Annotated in this window: 18 protein-coding genes; all 18 read left to right on the top strand. The window is 41.9% G+C overall.

All coding sequences use genetic code 11. From position 1 onward, the window contains the following. Positions 1 to 629 precede the first annotated feature (629 nt). The 18 genes from MKY65_RS20935 to MKY65_RS20850 all read left to right on the top strand — a co-directional run bounded on the left by MKY65_RS20935 (position 630) and on the right by MKY65_RS20850 (position 17,474). A complete protein-coding gene (locus MKY65_RS20935; protein WP_339180356.1) occupies positions 630 to 1,028 on the top strand; it encodes an ATP synthase subunit I in 399 nt (132 codons plus the stop codon). A 46-nt stretch (positions 1,029 to 1,074) separates the two neighbouring features. Beyond that, the gene (atpB, locus tag MKY65_RS20930) at positions 1,075 to 1,797 is read left to right on the top strand and encodes a F0F1 ATP synthase subunit A (protein WP_042529502.1); all 723 of its coding nucleotides are present in this window, start codon (positions 1,075 to 1,077) and stop codon (positions 1,795 to 1,797) included. 46 nt (positions 1,798 to 1,843) lie between these two features. Beyond that, positions 1,844 to 2,056: a F0F1 ATP synthase subunit C gene (gene atpE, locus MKY65_RS20925; protein WP_040978261.1), complete on the top strand. Its 213-nt coding sequence runs from the start codon at positions 1,844 to 1,846 to the stop codon at positions 2,054 to 2,056. 189 nt (positions 2,057 to 2,245) lie between these two features. Next, positions 2,246 to 2,773, top strand: coding sequence for a F0F1 ATP synthase subunit B (locus MKY65_RS20920; protein WP_339180352.1), 528 nt, complete (start codon positions 2,246 to 2,248; stop codon positions 2,771 to 2,773). Continuing rightward, a complete protein-coding gene (locus MKY65_RS20915; protein ID WP_339180349.1) occupies positions 2,770 to 3,315 on the top strand; it encodes a F0F1 ATP synthase subunit delta in 546 nt (181 codons plus the stop codon). The genes MKY65_RS20920 and MKY65_RS20915 overlap by 4 nt, the downstream gene beginning before the upstream one ends. An 18-nt stretch (positions 3,316 to 3,333) precedes the next feature. Further along, positions 3,334 to 4,845, top strand: a complete 1,512-nt coding sequence (atpA, locus tag MKY65_RS20910; protein WP_042529508.1) for a F0F1 ATP synthase subunit alpha — start codon at positions 3,334 to 3,336, stop codon at positions 4,843 to 4,845. Between the two features lie 80 nt (positions 4,846 to 4,925). Next, positions 4,926 to 5,786 (top strand): ATP synthase F1 subunit gamma, encoded by an 861-nt coding sequence (gene atpG / locus MKY65_RS20905; protein ID WP_042535684.1) that lies wholly within the window; start codon positions 4,926 to 4,928, stop codon positions 5,784 to 5,786. 33 nt (positions 5,787 to 5,819) lie between these two features. Beyond that, on the top strand, positions 5,820 to 7,217 hold the full coding sequence (atpD, locus tag MKY65_RS20900; protein ID WP_042529510.1) for a F0F1 ATP synthase subunit beta: 1,398 nt from the start codon (positions 5,820 to 5,822) through the stop codon (positions 7,215 to 7,217). A gap of 82 nt (positions 7,218 to 7,299) precedes the next feature. Further along, complete coding sequence (locus MKY65_RS20895; protein WP_339180344.1) at positions 7,300 to 7,698, top strand: F0F1 ATP synthase subunit epsilon; 399 nt, start codon at positions 7,300 to 7,302, stop codon at positions 7,696 to 7,698. 291 nt (positions 7,699 to 7,989) lie between these two features. After that, the gene (locus MKY65_RS20890; RefSeq protein ID WP_042529514.1) at positions 7,990 to 8,241 is read left to right on the top strand and encodes a DUF1146 family protein; all 252 of its coding nucleotides are present in this window, start codon (positions 7,990 to 7,992) and stop codon (positions 8,239 to 8,241) included. 49 nt (positions 8,242 to 8,290) lie between these two features. Continuing rightward, positions 8,291 to 9,088, top strand: a complete 798-nt coding sequence (locus tag MKY65_RS20885; RefSeq protein WP_339180341.1) for a YwmB family TATA-box binding protein — start codon at positions 8,291 to 8,293, stop codon at positions 9,086 to 9,088. A 36-nt stretch (positions 9,089 to 9,124) separates the two neighbouring features. After that, the gene (gene murA / locus MKY65_RS20880) at positions 9,125 to 10,456 is read left to right on the top strand and encodes a UDP-N-acetylglucosamine 1-carboxyvinyltransferase (RefSeq protein WP_042529516.1); all 1,332 of its coding nucleotides are present in this window, start codon (positions 9,125 to 9,127) and stop codon (positions 10,454 to 10,456) included. Positions 10,457 to 10,802: 346 nt separating this feature from the next. Then, a complete protein-coding gene (locus MKY65_RS20875) occupies positions 10,803 to 11,627 on the top strand; it encodes a M55 family metallopeptidase (protein ID WP_339185334.1) in 825 nt (274 codons plus the stop codon). 154 nt (positions 11,628 to 11,781) lie between these two features. Continuing rightward, on the top strand, positions 11,782 to 12,720 hold the full coding sequence (locus MKY65_RS20870; RefSeq protein ID WP_339180338.1) for an ABC transporter permease: 939 nt from the start codon (positions 11,782 to 11,784) through the stop codon (positions 12,718 to 12,720). After that, positions 12,717 to 13,673, top strand: coding sequence for an ABC transporter permease (locus tag MKY65_RS20865; protein WP_339180335.1), 957 nt, complete (start codon positions 12,717 to 12,719; stop codon positions 13,671 to 13,673). Before MKY65_RS20870 ends, MKY65_RS20865 begins: the two co-directional genes overlap by 4 nt. A gap of 9 nt (positions 13,674 to 13,682) precedes the next feature. After that, a complete protein-coding gene (locus tag MKY65_RS20860) occupies positions 13,683 to 14,687 on the top strand; it encodes an ABC transporter ATP-binding protein (RefSeq protein WP_042529525.1) in 1,005 nt (334 codons plus the stop codon). A 15-nt stretch (positions 14,688 to 14,702) separates the two neighbouring features. Continuing rightward, positions 14,703 to 16,394: a peptide ABC transporter substrate-binding protein gene (locus MKY65_RS20855; RefSeq protein ID WP_339180331.1), complete on the top strand. Its 1,692-nt coding sequence runs from the start codon at positions 14,703 to 14,705 to the stop codon at positions 16,392 to 16,394. 165 nt (positions 16,395 to 16,559) lie between these two features. Then, a complete protein-coding gene (locus tag MKY65_RS20850; RefSeq protein ID WP_339180328.1) occupies positions 16,560 to 17,474 on the top strand; it encodes an LD-carboxypeptidase in 915 nt (304 codons plus the stop codon). Position 17,475: the final 1 nt, after the last annotated feature.

Below are 17,475 nucleotides of genomic sequence, written 5' to 3'. Positions count from 1 at the left end.
GGTGGGATGGCGGCTGCGGTTACTCGCCCCATCGAAAACCGTCGCAGCGGATATCTCTTTGGCAAGAACACCGAGGTTGTAAAGACCTATTGGTGTTCTTGGTCTTTCTGTACAAAATGATAATAAAATGTATTATTTTATCTCAGCTAAAATAGGATGGAAATATCTCTGACATCTACCTTTTTAATATAGTAAAAAAAAGCTTGTTCACAAAAATGTCAAATCGATTGGAAGTATTTGTGTGGAAGAGACCTTGTAAAACATTTCACAAACCCTTATACTATAGGAATACGCTTGATTTGCAGGGTTTTATGACGGTTTTAAAAATACCCAGTATATTGCTTGGTACACGTTGACAACTCTTACAGGCGTATTGTAAACTTACTTAGTGTGGAGAAAAGGAGAGAGCGGTAAAAGCCCATTAAAAATCGATGCTTTCTGAAAAATATGCGAAATGCATTTCTCTGCCTTCTATACATAGATGCAAATAGTATGTAACACCTCCGCATCTAAGACTACAAGTAGTATTACCCAGCAAGAAGTTCCCCAACTTGATTGAAAACGGATGCAAATCTATTTTCCTAACACAAGTATCTAAGTTGACGGGCATTAGGAGTGAAATAGCATTGATGTCTAATTTTGATAATATGATTATCCGTCAGCGGAAGTGGATGCTTTACTGGTTAGCAATTTTAGTTCTTTGCGCTGGATTCCTACCCTATACCCGAATTTTACTCGGTCTAATCTTAGGTAGTAGTGTTAGTCTTTATAACTTGTGGTTACTGCAATACAAGTCCAATCAACTTGGCGAAACGATTGCAGCAGGCAGGAAGGCTAGAAGCGGTTTAGGTACATTCTCCAGGATGACAGCCGCCATTTTAGCTGTTGTTATCGCGATGCGATTTGAAGCGTATTTCCATTTATATGCTGTAATCTTTGGAATTGTATCTTCTTATGTGATTATGGCGCTGGATTTTATTTTCTATCAGATGATCGTACACAAACGGGGAGAAGATAGACCACTCTAGTATTCCATTTTTACTTACAAATAGTTTTAGTAAAGGGGTGATAATTTTGGATCACGAAAGTCCGATAGTACATGATGTCTTTGGGATACCAGGTGCGGATTTAAACCTTGCCAATCTTTTAATGACTGTTATTGTATCACTCATTGTGTTTGTTTTTTGTGTGTGGGGAAGCAAAAAACTGCAGATGAAGCCTACAGGCATACAGAACTTTATGGAATGGGCAGTAGAGTTTGTCAAAGGCATTATAAAAGACAATATGGATTGGAAAACAGGGAGACTATTTCTTCCGCTTGGTTTGACGCTTATTTTTTATATCTTAGTAAGTAACCTTGTCGGTGTAGCAACTGTGGGTGTGGTTGGACATGACTTATGGTGGAAATCTCCAACTGCAGATCCAGTGATGACATTGACACTATCTGTAATGGTTATTTTATTAACGCATTACTATGGTATAAAAATCCGGGGCACCAAGGCATACTTAAAAACATTCGTAAGTCCCGTGCCGCTTATGTTGCCATTTAAAATTGTTGAAGAATTCACAAATACTTTAACATTAGGTCTTCGTTTATTCGGTAACATTTATGCAGGTGAAATCTTATTAGGTCTGCTTATTGGACTGGCAACATCATCTGTATTCGGATTTTTCGGAGCAGCGATCCCGACACTTGCGTGGATGGGCTTCAAGCTCTTTATCGGTACAATTCAAGTTTATGTATTTGTTATGTTAACAATGGTGTACATGTCTCATAAAGTGAGCGAGGACCATTAAATAAAACTATTATATTTTTTTACACATAAAAAGGAGGAAATTATTCATGGGAGCTTTAGCAGCAGCAATCGCAATTGGACTGGCAGCATTAGGTGCTGGTCTTGGTAACGGTATGATCGTAAGTAAAACAGTAGAGGGAATCGCTCGTCAGCCAGAACTGAGAGGACCGCTTCAAGGAACAATGTTTATCGGGGTAGCACTTGTTGAGGCGATTCCGATCATCGCAGCAGTTATCGCATTTATGGTAATTGGCGGCTAATTTTTCAGAAATATAATGGCGAAGTTTATCTCAGGGAGAATCTTCGCCATTCCTTTATGCAACAGTGTTCATATTAAAAAGGTATACGACGTTTCGTATGTAATAAAGAAATAGAGCAGAAAGATCGGCTGAGTAACAGCGTTATGGGCTCTATTTTAGAACAAGGTCTTAGCGAAAGGAGTGGAATTCGTGCATTCATATACTGATTTATTAATAGTTGGAGCTCAAATCGGCGGCTTGCAATGGGTAGACATGCTCGTTCAGCTATTTTTCTTCATTGTACTCCTTGCATTATTGAAAAAGTTCGCCTGGGGTCCATTGATGAATATGATGGAAAAGCGTGAGCAATACGTAGCGAATGAAATCGAAGAAGCTGAAAAAAGCAGAGCAGAAGCAGAAGAAGCTTCTAAAGAAGCAGCTGAGCAGCTGAATCAGGTAAGAGCAGAAGCTCAAAAAATGATTGAAGATGCAAAAGCAGCAGGCAGCAAGCAAGAAGAACAGATTATTGCAGCTGCGAAGAAAGAAGCAGAACGTTTGAAAGAAGCTGCCCAGGCAGATATTCAAAACGAGAAAGAAAGAGCTATCCAAGCGCTGCAGGATAAAGTGGCGTCTCTATCTGTATTAATTGCCAGCAAAGTGATTGAGAAAGAATTAACGGAGCAGGATCAAGAGAAATTAATCAACGAATACATTAAAGAGGTAGGAGAAGAGCGATGAGTAATGTAGTAGTTGCTAAACGATACGCAGATGCTCTTTTCAGACTTGGAGTAGAACAGCAAAAATTAGAACAGCTTGTAGCAGACTTTAAAGTCGTACAGCCTGTTTTTCAGAATGATAAAAAATTAGCTAAATTCCTGACGCATCCAAAGATTGATAATGCAAAAAAGAAACAGCTGGTAGTTGAAGGCTTTCAAGGGGTGGACCCGATTGTTTTAAATACACTTCAATTACTGGTGGATCGCCATCGAATATCGATCATTCCAACCATTATCGATGAATTCATTTCTTTAGTAAATGATGCAAAAGGAATGGCAGATGCTACAGTTTATTCGACAAGAAATTTATCGGAGGATGAAAAGAGTCATTTAGCACGCTCTTTTGCTGTCCGGTTAGGAAAAAGTGCAGTTCAACTTAACAATATCGTCGATCCGTCGATTTTAGGCGGAATCAAAATCAGAGTTGGAAATACGATTTATGACGGTACGGTAAAAGGGAAGCTAAATCGAATCTCCCGTAGTATTGTATCTGCTAATAAATGATGATAGGGGTGAAATGGTATGAGCATTAATGCTGAAGAAATCAGTACGCTGATAAAAAAGCAAATTGAAAATTTTGATTCAGACATAGAAGTTACTGATGTAGGAACAGTTATTGAAATCGGGGACGGGATTGCACGTGCACACGGACTTGATAATGCAATGGCTGGAGAGCTGCTTGAATTCTCTAATGGAGTAATGGGTCTGGCTCAGAACTTAGAGGAAAGCAATGTAGGTATCGTTATTCTTGGACCTTACGAGGAAATCAAAGAAGGTGACGAAGTTCGTCGTACAGGCCGTATCATGCAAGTACCGGCTGGAGAGGAACTTTTAGGCCGCGTGGTGAACCCGTTAGGTCAGCCAATCGATGGACAAGGCGCAATCGAAACGTCAAAAATGCGTCCAATCGAAGCACAGGCACCAGGTGTAATGGATCGTAAATCCGTTGATGAGCCATTACAAACAGGTATAAAAGCGATTGACGCGCTTGTACCAATCGGACGCGGACAACGTGAGTTGATCATCGGTGACCGTCAGACTGGTAAAACAACGGTAGCGGTTGATACGATTTTGAACCAGGCAGATCAGGATATGATTTGTATCTATGTTGCCATCGGTCAAAAAGAATCCACTGTCCGTTCGACAGTAGAAACATTCCGTAAACATGGTGCATTAGATTACACAATCGTTGTATCTGCAGGTGCATCTGACCCGGCTCCGTTATTATACTTATCACCATATGCCGGTGTAGCGATGGGTGAAGAGTTCATGTATAACGGCAAACACGTGCTTGTTGTTTATGATGATTTATCAAAACAGGCAGTTGCTTACCGTGAACTTTCTCTGTTACTTCGTCGTCCGCCAGGCCGTGAAGCATTCCCGGGGGATGTATTCTATCTGCATTCACGCTTATTAGAACGTGCAGCTAAACTAAGTGACGCAAAAGGCGGCGGTTCGTTAACAGCACTACCTTTTGTTGAAACACAAGCAGGAGATATCTCAGCGTATATCCCTACCAACGTTATCTCTATTACGGATGGTCAGATTTTCTTACAATCCGACCTATTCTTCTCAGGGGTACGTCCGGCGATTAACCCTGGTTTATCTGTATCCCGTGTAGGTGGATCCGCACAAATCAAAGCGATGAAAAAAGTTGCTGGTACGCTTCGTCTTGACTTGGCATCATTCCGTGAGCTGGAAGCATTCTCGCAATTCGGTTCTGATCTTGACAAAGCAACACAAGCGAAACTTAACCGCGGTCAACGTACAGTGGAAGTATTGAAGCAGGGTCTTCATAAACCAATGGGCGTTGAAAAACAGGTTGCGATTATCTATGCCTTAACAAGAGGTTTCTTAGATGATATTCCTGTGGAAGATATTCAGCGTTTTGAAGAAGAAATGAATATTTGGATCGAGCATAACCAAAATGATATTTTCACAACAATTCGCGAAACAGGTGCTCTTCCAGATGATAAAGAATTCAGCGGAGCAATTGAAAGCTTCAAAAATACATTCTTGCCATCTAATCAATAAGATGTCTGCGATAAAAGTAAAAGGACCGAATAGCAAATAACTTCGGTCCGCATTCCTTATAGGAAAGTGTGGTGAAAAGCTTGGCATCACTGAGAGATTTAAAAGGAAGAATTGACTCAACGAAGAAAACAAAACAAATCACAGGGGCAATGGAGCTTGTATCGGCATCTAAAATGTCTAAGGCAGAACAAAATGCCCGCGGATTTGTTCCATACGCAGAGAAGCTGCAGGAAGTAGTTAGCAGTATTGCAAATTCCAATACAGACTTACAGCATCCGATGCTTACGAAGCGGGAAGTGAAGAAAACAGGCTATCTGATCATCACTTCTGACCGTGGTTTAGTTGGAGCGTATAATAGTCATATTTTAAAAAACCTTATAAATAAAATTGAACAGAATCATTCCTCAAAAGATGAATATACCCTTATCGTGATTGGGAGAAAAGGATATGACTTTTGCCGTAAACGCGGACTTCCAGTTGCCCAGAGTATATTAGGAATGTCAGACCATCCTTCATTTGCAGATGTGAAAGACCTTGCTTCTGAAGCTGTGCAAATGTATGCTGATGAGGAAATTGATGAACTTCATATTATTTATAATCATTATGTAAGTGCGATTTCTCAAGTAGTCACAAATAAACAGCTTCTGCCGATTGAAAATATAGAGGAACAAAGCGCTTCTGCCTCTGATTATGAATTTGATCCGAATCAGGAGGAGATTCTGGAAGTACTTTTACCTCAATATGCAGAGAGCTTGATTTTTGGCGCATTACTTGACGGAAAAGCAAGTGAGCATGCTGCAAGTATGACAGCGATGCGCAGTGCAACAGATAATGCAAATGAATTGATTGGTGATTTAGAACTTTCATATAACCGTGCACGTCAAGCAGCGATTACCCAAGAGATTACCGAAATCGTCGGCGGTGTAGCAGCGCTTGAATAGGCACGCAGGTAAGTTAAGTCAGGAGGGGAACAGATGACGAAAGGACGCGTAACACAGCTGATGGGACCGGTCGTTGATGTACGTTTTGAAGATGGTCAGCTCCCAGCTATAAACAATGCATTAGTAGTACGCAGTAAACAGTCAGGTGAAGATTTAACGCTTGAAGTAGCCCTTCACCTTGGTGATCATAGTGTTCGTACAATTGCAATGTCCTCAACAGATGGTTTCCAGCGCGGAGCAGAAGTAGAAGATTTAGGTCGACCGATTTCTGTCCCTGTTGGAGACGTTACATTAGGACGAGTATTTAATATTTTAGGTGAAAAAATTGATTTAGATGAGCCGCTTCCAGCAGGCACCCGCTTAGATCCAATTCACCGTGAAGCACCGGATTTTGAGAATCTTTCTACAGAAACAGAGATCCTGGAAACAGGTATCAAAGTTGTAGACTTGCTTGCCCCATATATCAAGGGAGGTAAGATCGGCCTGTTTGGCGGAGCCGGTGTAGGTAAAACCGTATTAATTCAAGAATTGATCAATAACATTGCTCAAGAGCATGGCGGTATTTCTGTATTTGCGGGTGTTGGAGAACGTACCCGTGAGGGAAATGACCTTTACTATGAAATGAGCGACTCTGGAGTTATTGCAAAAACAGCGATGGTATTTGGTCAGATGAACGAGCCGCCTGGTGCCCGTATGCGTGTGGCATTGACAGGTCTTACGATGGCTGAGTATTTCCGTGATGAACAAGGTCAGGACGTATTATTGTTTATTGATAATATCTTCCGTTTTACCCAAGCAGGTATGGAGGTATCCGCACTTCTTGGACGTATGCCTTCAGCCGTAGGTTACCAGCCGACACTTGCTACAGAAATGGGACGATTACAGGAGCGTATCACTTCAACGGATAAAGGTTCTGTAACATCCATTCAAGCAATTTATGTACCGGCCGATGACTATACCGATCCAGCACCGGCAACTACTTTCGCTCACTTGGACGCAACGACAAACCTGGATCGTAAGCTGTCTGAGCAAGGTATCTATCCTGCCGTGGATCCATTAGCATCAACTTCTCGTGCACTTGACCCGGAAGTGGTTGGCGAGGAGCATTACCGTGTTGCGGTAGAAGTACAGCAAACACTTCAAAAATACCGTGAATTGCAGGATATTATTGCAATTCTTGGTATGGACGAGTTAAGTGATGAGGACAAGCTGGTAGTTTCCCGCGCACGCCGTATTCAATTCTTCTTATCGCAAAACTTCCACGTTGCTGAGCAGTTCACTGGGCAGCCTGGTTCGTATGTTCCGGTAAAAGAAACGGTTCAAGGCTTCAAAGAAATTCTTGAAGGAAAGTACGATGACCTTCCAGAGGATGCCTTCCGTCTTGTTGGACGTATTGAAGAAGTAGTTGAAAAAGCAAAAGCTTCGGAATAATAGACAGCAGAGGATGATTCATAAAAGAAAGACCAATGTATCATCCTTATGGCTTCTAGGCCAGCTGTAGGAGGGGTAAACATTGAGTACATTAGAAGTAAGTGTCGTCACTCCTGAAGGTCCGATTCTGGAAGATAGCTTTGATATGGTTGTCTGTAAAGCGGAAACTGGTGAAATTGGAATCCTGCCAAAGCATATTCCGCTTGTCTCGCCACTGCAGATTAGTATTGTCCGCTTGAAGAAAGCCGGCGATACGAAGCAGGTTACAATCAGCGGAGGCTTTATGGAAGTACAGCCTGATAAAGTAACTATCCTGGCACAGTCTGCGGAAACTGCTGATCATATCGACGTTTTGCGTGCAAAGCAAGCAAAAGAACGTGCAGAGAAACGTCTTCAGGATAAAAGCGATACAGTAGATAGATATCGTGCTGAACTTGCATTAAAACGGGCAATTAATCGTCTGGAAATCGCAAATTCATAATATAAGTTTTAAATAAATAAACTCCCTTCCCAGCTGACGGATAGGGAGTTTATTTTATCGCAGTGTAACTGACAGCAGGGCTCCCTCTGAATAAAATTTTGTTTTAAGAAGGGAAAGAACAGTTGAATAATAAATAATTCATATTGGCTGTTATCGATATCAAAAGCACTTCTTACCGATGAAATAAAACGAAATATGTTATAATTTCCCGGGAAATGATTCATTGAAAATATTATTCCACAATATAAGACAAAAAAATAATGTTTCAGCATATAAAGAAAGGAGTTTGTTATGTTTTCAGCAGGACAATTAGCTTTGCTCAGTATCTTCTCCCATATCATGTTTATTTATCTGACCTGGAAAGTAGTTACCGCCATCCGGATCGAAACGATATTTAAAAAAGGAAGATCAGCAGAAGCAAGAGTGTTTCTTCTGTTTATTACGATTATGATTGGAACAGGTGTAAGCAGGTTCTTTCTTGATATATTGCAATGGTCTGGCGATTTAATATATCTTTTTTCTTCCATACATGTATTGATATAAAAACTTCTGTCAAAACTGAGATTAATAGATTTGATAGGAGGTTTTTTTTATGTTTCATAAAATTCTTTTTCATTCTAATTTCCCTTTTACCCAAGCAAGACCCCTTCAGGCATTCCAAAATCCAGGTCAGCGAAACAAGCAGGCTATTTGTTTTTTGCTGCTTATTTGCTTTTTTGTTAACCAGGCCTTCAGCCAGCCTTATCAGGAGGATGAAATGCAGGACTTAGGTGCATTTGCAATAGCGAACGATTGGAATATCGACTTTTGGGAGGTAACCATGAAGGAACAGATGGCAGCAGAAGAGGCACAACATCTTGTTCAGCAGCTGGAAGCAACGTATACACTGCAGGAGGATAAGGATGAAACCCGGGTAAAGTATACTTTTGAGAGTCGTCACAAAAAGGACCCCTTTTACGTAATATATAATGTGATTCTTCCTGTGGATAAGGAAGAGCCGGCAGAGGTAATTATTGTTATGCATGGGACTGATTGGGATAATCAAATAAGCCAAAAGTATCAAAAAGAAAAAAGAGCTATACAAAAGAATTATTTAACAAAAGAGACACAACTATATACTTGTCTATCTATACAAGATAGTGATATAATGAATCACGATGTAATTTTAAATGAAGCAGCGACGTATTTTAATATAGAGCATATTTCGACTAAAAATGACAATATAGAAAATTCTAGGATTGAAAAAAGTACATACGGGTATACAAAAACATGGGAGCAGTTTTATTTCATGGAAAATGACCCAAAAAATGTGCAAATTACCACTGTTGCAGATCGTCAAGGGGAAAAGAGTTTTATGATAGGAACACCTATCCTAATCAATGAATATTAATAATAGGGAAATTAGATTCTGAAGGGGATTTATGACATGGAAAAAATCATCGTTGGTGGCGGACGAAAGTTAGAAGGCACTGTGCGTGTGGAAGGTGCTAAAAACGCAGTCCTGCCTGTACTTGCTGCTAGCTTAATAGCTAGTGAAGGAAAAAGTATTATTAAAGAAGTACCAGTATTAGCAGACGTATACACAATTAATGAAGTGCTTCGCAACTTAAATGCCAATGTGGAATTTGATTCAACAGAAAAAACAGTAATGATTGATGCTTCTGCTAAGCTGGAGACAGAAGCCCCGTTTGAATATGTAAGAAAAATGCGTGCATCCGTGCTTGTGCTGGGACCATTATTAGCCCGCTATGGACACGCAAAGGTAGCTATGCCTGGAGGATGTGCAATTGGATCACGTCCAATTGACTTACATTTAAAAGGTTTTGAAGCTATGGGAGCAGAGATTCACGTTGGTAATGGTTTTGTAGAAGCTAAATCAAATGGCCGCCTGCATGGCGCGAAAATTTATTTAGATATGCCAAGTGTTGGTGCTACAGAAAATATCATGATGGCCGCTGCATTAGCAGATGGAAAAACAGTGATTGAAAACGCAGCTAAAGAACCTGAAATCGTTGACTTAGCTAACTACTTAAATAAAATGGGCGCAAGAATCGTTGGAGCTGGTACTGAAACCATCCGTATCCACGGTGTGGAAAAGCTTTACGGAACAGAGCATATCATGATTCCAGATCGTATTGAAGCAGGAACATTTATGGTTGCAGCAGCAATTACAAAAGGAAATATATTAATTGAAAATGCTGTGCGTGAACATTTGAGTTCAGTGGTTTCGAAATTGGAAGAAATGAACGTGCAAGTGATTGATGAAGACGGCGGGTTACGGGTTATTGGTTCTGATGCGACGCAATCTACAGACATAAAAACATTGCCGCATCCAGGTTTCCCGACAGATATGCAATCACAGATGATGGCATTGATGTTATGTGCGAAGGGAACCAGTGTTATCACTGAAACCGTATTTGAGAACCGTTTTATGCATGTAGAAGAATTTCGCCGTATGAATGCGAATATTAAAATCGAAGGCCGCAGTGTGATTATCGAAGGTCTTTCTAAATTACAGGGTGCAGAAGTAGCAGCGACAGATTTACGCGCAGCAGCAGCACTGATTTTAGCAGGACTTGTAAGTGATGGTTATACACGGGTTACAGAGCTGAAGCACTTAGATCGCGGATATGTTGATATCGTAGGAAAATTAGCGAATCTTGGCGCAGACATTAGACGCGTAGATGAAAATGGTGTCGTATTACAGCCATTAGGTGTAGAAGAAAATGTCGAATTAAGTGAATTTGTAACGGAATAATACTATCGTAATTCTTTCAAAAAAGATGTATCTCATGGAGATGCGTCTTTTTTATTTTTCTGTAATTAACCACTATAACAAGCGGCGGTTTTTGATGGGACAAGTAATCGCAATAATGTTGTCAGGTTACACAGGTATAAAGAATGATTTTTTCAAATCTTATTAAATAGATATGGTTAGTAACAAGTTACGTTAAATCAGCAGTCTATTCGTTTTTCGAAATAAAATGTTAGAAAATGAAATGAATGATAATTCATTTTTTTACAATATTTCTCTTCTCACTTTTTATAAAACATGCTATATTTGAGAAAATTACTAATATTTCGATTGGGTGATGAAAATGAAAATGAAAATGTATGTCTCTGTGGATATGGAAGGAATAACAGGACTTCCCGACGCCAGCTTTGTGGATTGGCGGAAACATAATTATGAAAGAGCCCGCAAAATAATGACGGATGAAGCAAATTACGTGATTCAAGCTGCCTTTGATGAAGGAGCAGAAGAAGTATTAGTGAACGACAGCCATTCCAAGATGAACAATTTACTTATTGATGAGATTCATCCGGATGCCTTATTAATAACGGGAGAGGTCAAGCCCTTTTCAATGATGCAAGGATTAAATGACAGCTATAGCGGTGTTTTCTTTGTAGGTTATCATGCAAGAGCAGGGCAGCGCGGGGTGATGTCACACTCGATGATACACGCTATCCGTAACTTTTATCTGAATGATCATTGTATCGGGGAGATGGGAATGAATGCATATCTTGCCGGATACTTTGGTGTACCTGTCTTATTTGTAGCAGGAGATGACCAGGCAGCGGCAGAAGCAGAGAAATTAATACCGCATGTCACCACTGCTGTTGTAAAGGAAACAATCTCGAGATCCTCCGTAAAAAGTTTAACGCCTAAAAAAGCAGGTCTGCTGCTTCAAGAAAAAGTAAAGCTGGCTCTGGGTAACCGCAAGCTTGTATCCCCATTGATCCCTCCAGAAAATCCAGAGCTGACGATCGAATTTAATAACAGTGGACAGGCAGAATGGGCTAATTTAATGCCCGGCACGCTATGGATTCCAGGCACGACCAAGGTTCGCTTTCAGGCAAAAGATATGAAAGAAGCCTATCAGGCGATGCTGGTTATGACGGAATTGGCCATGCAGACAACATTTTCTTAAAGCTTCTGAACCGCCTCTTAAAATGTAATGAATACAAGAAACAAACATATATCATTAGTAACAAGATAATTATCCTTTTAACACACGGGTTCGTTTTTCTTTATATATTGAATGGTTATTAGAATAGAAACGATATGATAGTGAGGTGAAAGGTATGCTGAAATACATTTTGAAGCGCTTACTTATTATGATTGTTACACTATGGGTGATCATTACCCTTACTTTTGTATTAATGGTAAATATACCCGGATCTCCTTTTAACACAGATCAGTCATCAAATGCAACGGTACAGGCTAACCTGGAGGCGCATTATAATTTAGATCAGCCTTACTACATACAATATTTGCTTTACATTAAATCCATCGTCACCTTTGAATTCGGACCTTCAATCAAGCAGCCTAATCAGACAGTAAATGACCTTTTGTCACGGGGTTTTCCCATTTCCTTTGAACTGGGGATTATCACGATTGCCCTGGCAGTTGTTTCAGGCGTATTGATTGGAATAATTGCAGCGCTGCGGCATAACGGTTTTCTTGATTATCTAACCATGGGGATTGCTGTTTTAGGTATTTCGATACCAAACTTTATTTTAGCTACGATTCTTATTCAGCAGCTGGCGGTAAATTTGGAAATATTTCCGGCAGCCACCTGGAGAAGCCCCGCTCACATGGTGCTTCCTATCCTTGCGCTTGCGACAGGACCAATGGCAATTATTGCCCGTTTGACACGCTCTACAATGCTTGAGGTGCTGACACAGGATTATATTAAAATGGCAAAGGCAAAAGGACTGTCGCCTTGGAAGGTCATTTTCAAGCATGCGCTCCGGAACGCGTTAATGCCAGTTGTGACGATTATGGGAACCCTCTTCGCAGGGATTTTGACAGGAACTTTTGTGATTGAACAGATTTTTGCGATACCGGGAATGGGAAGATATTTTGTGGAAAGCATTAACCAGCGTGATTACCCGGTGATTATGGGGACAACTGTTTTTTATAGCGCTTTCTTGATTATTATGCTTTTCCTGGTGGACATTGTCTATGGAGTACTTGATCCACGAATCAAGATGCATCAGAAAGGGGGCAGATCAAGATGAAACCAGAGAAAGAAATGGAGCATTTTGAGACGCCGGCCACTATTCCTGATGAATGGTTTTCGTGGAAAGAAAAGGATAAAGAAAAAATGGAGGAAGTTTCCCGTCCATCCCTATCGTATTGGCAGGATGCCTGGCGGCGCCTGGTGAAAAATAAGATGGCTATGCTTGGGCTGATCTTTCTCGTCATACTGACGATTATGGCTATTTTCGGTCCGGTCATTTCTCCTTATGAAGTAAACAGACAAGACCTTCCGAATCAGTATCAGCCGCCTTCGATGGAGCATTGGTTTGGTACGGATAATGCAGGCAGAGATGTGTTTACACGGACGTGGTACGGCGCCCGTATTTCCTTATTTGTCGGGCTGGTAGCTGCCTTGATTGACGTCACCATCGGGATTATCTGGGGAGGAATCTCCGGTTACAAGGGTGGCCGTACGGATAATGTGATGATGCGTATGATTGAAGTGTTATATGGCTTGCCATATCTATTAGTTGTTATTTTGCTTTTAGTTGTACTCGGGCCAAGTCTTGGAACGATTATTCTGGCATTGACCATTACCGGCTGGGTAGGAATGGCCCGAATTGTGCGGGGGCAGGTGCTGCAAATTAAAAACTATGAATTTGTCCTCGCTTCGAAATCATTTGGTACGAAAACATCGCGGATCATCCGGAAGAACCTCCTTCCGAATACGATGGGACCCATCATTGTTCAAATGACCTTAACCGTACCGTCTGCAATATTTGCCGAAGCATTCTTAAGCTTTATCGGTCTTGGGATTCAGGCCCCGTTTGCCAGCTGGGGAGTGATGGCAAACGATTCTTTAGGAGCGATTTTATCCGGAAACTGGTGGACTTTGTTCTTCCCGGCATTCTTTATCTCTTTTACAATGTTTGCCTTCAATGTCTTGGGAGACGGTCTGCAGGATGCACTTGATCCGAAATTAAGAAAGTAGGTGGGCAACTTGGAAAGAATACTCGAGGTAAACGACTTGCATGTGACCTTTACAACGTATGGAGGGACAGTCCAAGCTGTCCGTGGCGTCAGTTTTCACTTGGATAAAGGAGAAACCTTAGCGATTGTCGGGGAATCCGGCTGCGGGAAAAGTGTTACCTCCAATGCCATTATGCGGCTGATTCCGGATCCGCCGGGGAAAATCACGAAGGGCTCCGTTATTTTTAAAGGGCAGGATCTGGCAGCGTATTCGGAGAAGAAAATGCGATCCATTCGTGGGGTAGATATTTCAATGATTTTTCAAGATCCAATGACAGCACTTAATCCAACCTTGACAATTGGCACCCAGCTGATGGAGGGGTTAAAGGAACATAAGAAAATATCGGGGGCACAAGCGAAGGCAAAAGCGGTTGAAATGATGAATCTGGTCGGAATCCCTAACCCGGAGGAACGTTTAAAACAATATCCGCATCAGTTTAGCGGAGGAATGCGTCAGCGGATCGTGATTGCAATTGCCCTGATCTGTGATCCGGATTTACTGATAGCAGATGAGCCGACGACGGCACTGGATGTGACCATTCAAGCACAGATTCTGGAGTTGTTTGCAACCATCCAGGAGCGGACTGGGGTATCGATTATTTTGATTACGCATGACCTGGGCGTGGTCGCAAAGATAGCAGACCGTATTGTTGTGATGTATGCTGGAAAAATTATTGAATCCGGCAGCAAACGGGAAATATTCTACGAATCAAAGCACCCATACACACAAGGGCTGCTCCATTCCGTTCCCAGATTAGATGCCAAGGAAGAATTAAAGCCGATTGCTGGCACACCACCTGATTTATTCTCACCTCCAAAGGGATGTCCTTTTACAGCGCGATGTCCATTTGCGATGGAGGTGTGTGATAAAGTTTACCCCGCTCCAGAAAAAATCAGCGATACACATTATGTGGATTGCTGGCTGCAAGATGAGCGGGCCAAGCGGCTGTTAGCTGCAAATGTCTTACAAACTTAAAAAGGGGGCAAAACAATGAGTAGAAAGAAGCTTTTATGGGTTCTCCTGGTACTGTTCACAGCATTTGTTCTCGCTGCATGTACAGCGGGCGAGGATGCAGGAGAGGAGCCGGATGATGCGGACACAGATACAGCAGAAAAAGCGGATGACGAGGATGGCGGAGAGGATGCCGCTGCAGAAGAAACGCCGGATCTGGATGGAAAGACATTATATATCAACAACGGTCAAGAGCCGACCTCCCTCGATCCATCCATTGGCTTTGATCAGGTATCTTGGGATCCTTTGAATAATCTGATGGAAGGACTGACACGTTTAGACGAGAATTCAGAAGCAGCAGAAGGTGTGGCGGAGAGCTGGGATATTTCTGAGGATGGATTGACATATACATTCCATTTGCGGGAGGACGCCAACTGGTCTAATGGAGACCCGGTGGTTGCAGAAGATTTTGTCTTTGCCTGGAAGCATATGCTGGACCCTGATACAGCTTCTGCTGCCGCATTTTTAGCTTACTACATTGAAGGCGGAGAAGAATACAACAGCGGGGAAGGTTCGGCCGATGATGTCAATGTCACAGCCATTGATGATAAGACATTGGAAGTTGTTTTAATTCAGCCGACCGGATTCTTCTTGGATTTGCTTACTAATCCGGCATTTTTCCCAATCAACCATCAGGTTGCTGAGGAAACGCCAGACTGGCATGCTGAAGCAGATACGTTTGTAGCAAATGGTCCATACATGTTAGATTCATGGGATCATGATAGTGAAATGATTTTTGCGAAGAATCCAGAATATTGGGATGCAGATGCGGTTAACCTGGATTATGTTCATTTTTCCATGGTTAACGATTCAAATACACAATATCAGATGTTCCAGACAGGGGAGCTGGACACAGCGAGTGTACCTCCGGAGTTATCAGATGAATTGATTGATGGAGACGATGTATTTATCGGGGAATATGGCGGACTGGAATTCTTCCGTTTTAACCTGAATGAAGAACCGTTCCAAAATAAGAAAATCAGACAGGCGTTTTCATATGCTATCAATCGCGATGATATTGCGGAATATGTCGTCAAACAAGGAGTAGAGCCTGCATACGGTTTTGTATCACCTGGTTTTACAGCACCGGACGGAAGCGATTTCCGTGAAGAAAACGGCGATTTAGCAGCATTTGATCCGGAACGTGCCCAAGAGCTGCTGGAAGAAGGAATGGAGGAAGAAGGCTATGATGAGCTGCCGCCGATTGTGTTATCCTTTAACACCAGCGATACCATTCAGGCGATTGCAGAAGCCATGCAAAATATGTTAAGTGAAAACTTAGGCGTGGAGGTCACGCTGGAGAACCAGGAATGGAATGTATTTGCAGAAGCGCAGCAAAATCTGGAACTGCAATTCTCCAGAAGCTCATTTATCAATGATTATGCTGACCCCGTCAATTTCTTGGAAAGCTTTGTCTCAGATTCTTATATGAACCGTACCGGGTTTGAAAGTGAAGAATATGACGAGCTGATTCAAAAAGGTAAAAGCGAAACAGATGAAGAGCAGCGCTATGAATACCTATACGAAGCAGAAAGAATGCTGGCTGAAGAAATGATTGCCATGCCAATCCGCTACTATAACGTGGTTGTTCTGGAGGCAGATGGCGTGGAGGGAATCCTTCGCCACCCGGTAGGATACTTTGATTTGAAATACGCAGATAAGACAGAGTAAGGTCCAGGGAATCTGCGGTAAACAGGATAGGCTCATTCATATATGGGCCTGTCTCTGTTTTTAGAAAACTTGGTAGTCACTGAGCCTTTAGGTGACAACCTTAGTTACACTTATGCAGTAAGAAAGTTTATACTTTCTTAACTGTCAAAAAAGGAGGATATATAGATGCTTTCTTATCGTTTGAAAACTGGGGACACCATCGGAATGATTGCGCCGGCCGGTCCTGTAAAAAAAGAAAAACTGGAGCAATCCTTCTCCTTTTTTGAAAATATGGGTTTAAGAATAAAGCTTGGACAGCATGTCTATGATCAATATGGCTATTTAGCAGGAAAGGATACCCATCGGTTAGCAGATTTTCATCAGATGGTTGCTGACCGGAACATCAAAGCGATTATTTTTGCCAGAGGCGGATACGGTACTGGGCGTTTCATTGATAAATTAGATATGGAATTAATCAAAAAGAATCCCAAAATTATCTGGGGATATAGCGATATTACATTTTTACATACAGCTATCCGCCAAGCAACAGGCCTGATTACGTTCCATGGCCCGATGCCGGCATCGGATATGGTGAAAAACGACTTCGATACGCTTTCCAGCCAGCTGTTTAGACAGTTGTTCGGGCCGACCAATCTCATCTATTCGGAAAGCATTTCTCCGCTGACTGTCTATCGAGAAGGAGAAGCCACGGGCAGCATTGTCGGCGGAAATCTTTCTCTCCTGGTGCAGACACTCGGAACACCCTATGAAATTGTAACAAAGGATAAACTGCTGTTCATCGAGGACATTGGAGAGGAGCCGTATCGGGTTGACGGGATGATGAACCAGCTTCGTCTGGCTGGGAAACTAAAGGATGCTGCCGGTATCATTATCGGCGACTTTGCGGAAGCTGAACCGAAAGTCCAGCCCAGTCTGAGGATGGAGGAAGTCTGGAAGCATTATTTTAGAAATTATAACAAGCCGGTTGTTTCCGGTTTCCGAATTGGCCACTGTTTTCCGCATTTCTCTATTCCTTTGGGGGCAAAAGCAACGTTATCCAGCAGAACGAAAACACTTCAGCTGTCGCCGGGAGTCCGTTAAT

It is taken from the genome of Oceanobacillus sp. FSL W7-1293 (assembly GCF_037969815.1).
In the GTDB taxonomy this organism is placed as follows: Bacteria; Bacillota; Bacilli; order Bacillales; family Amphibacillaceae; genus Oceanobacillus; species Oceanobacillus oncorhynchi.
The sequence above is the reverse complement of the archived record's forward strand: the minus strand, read 5'-3'. Positions and strand labels throughout refer to the sequence as shown.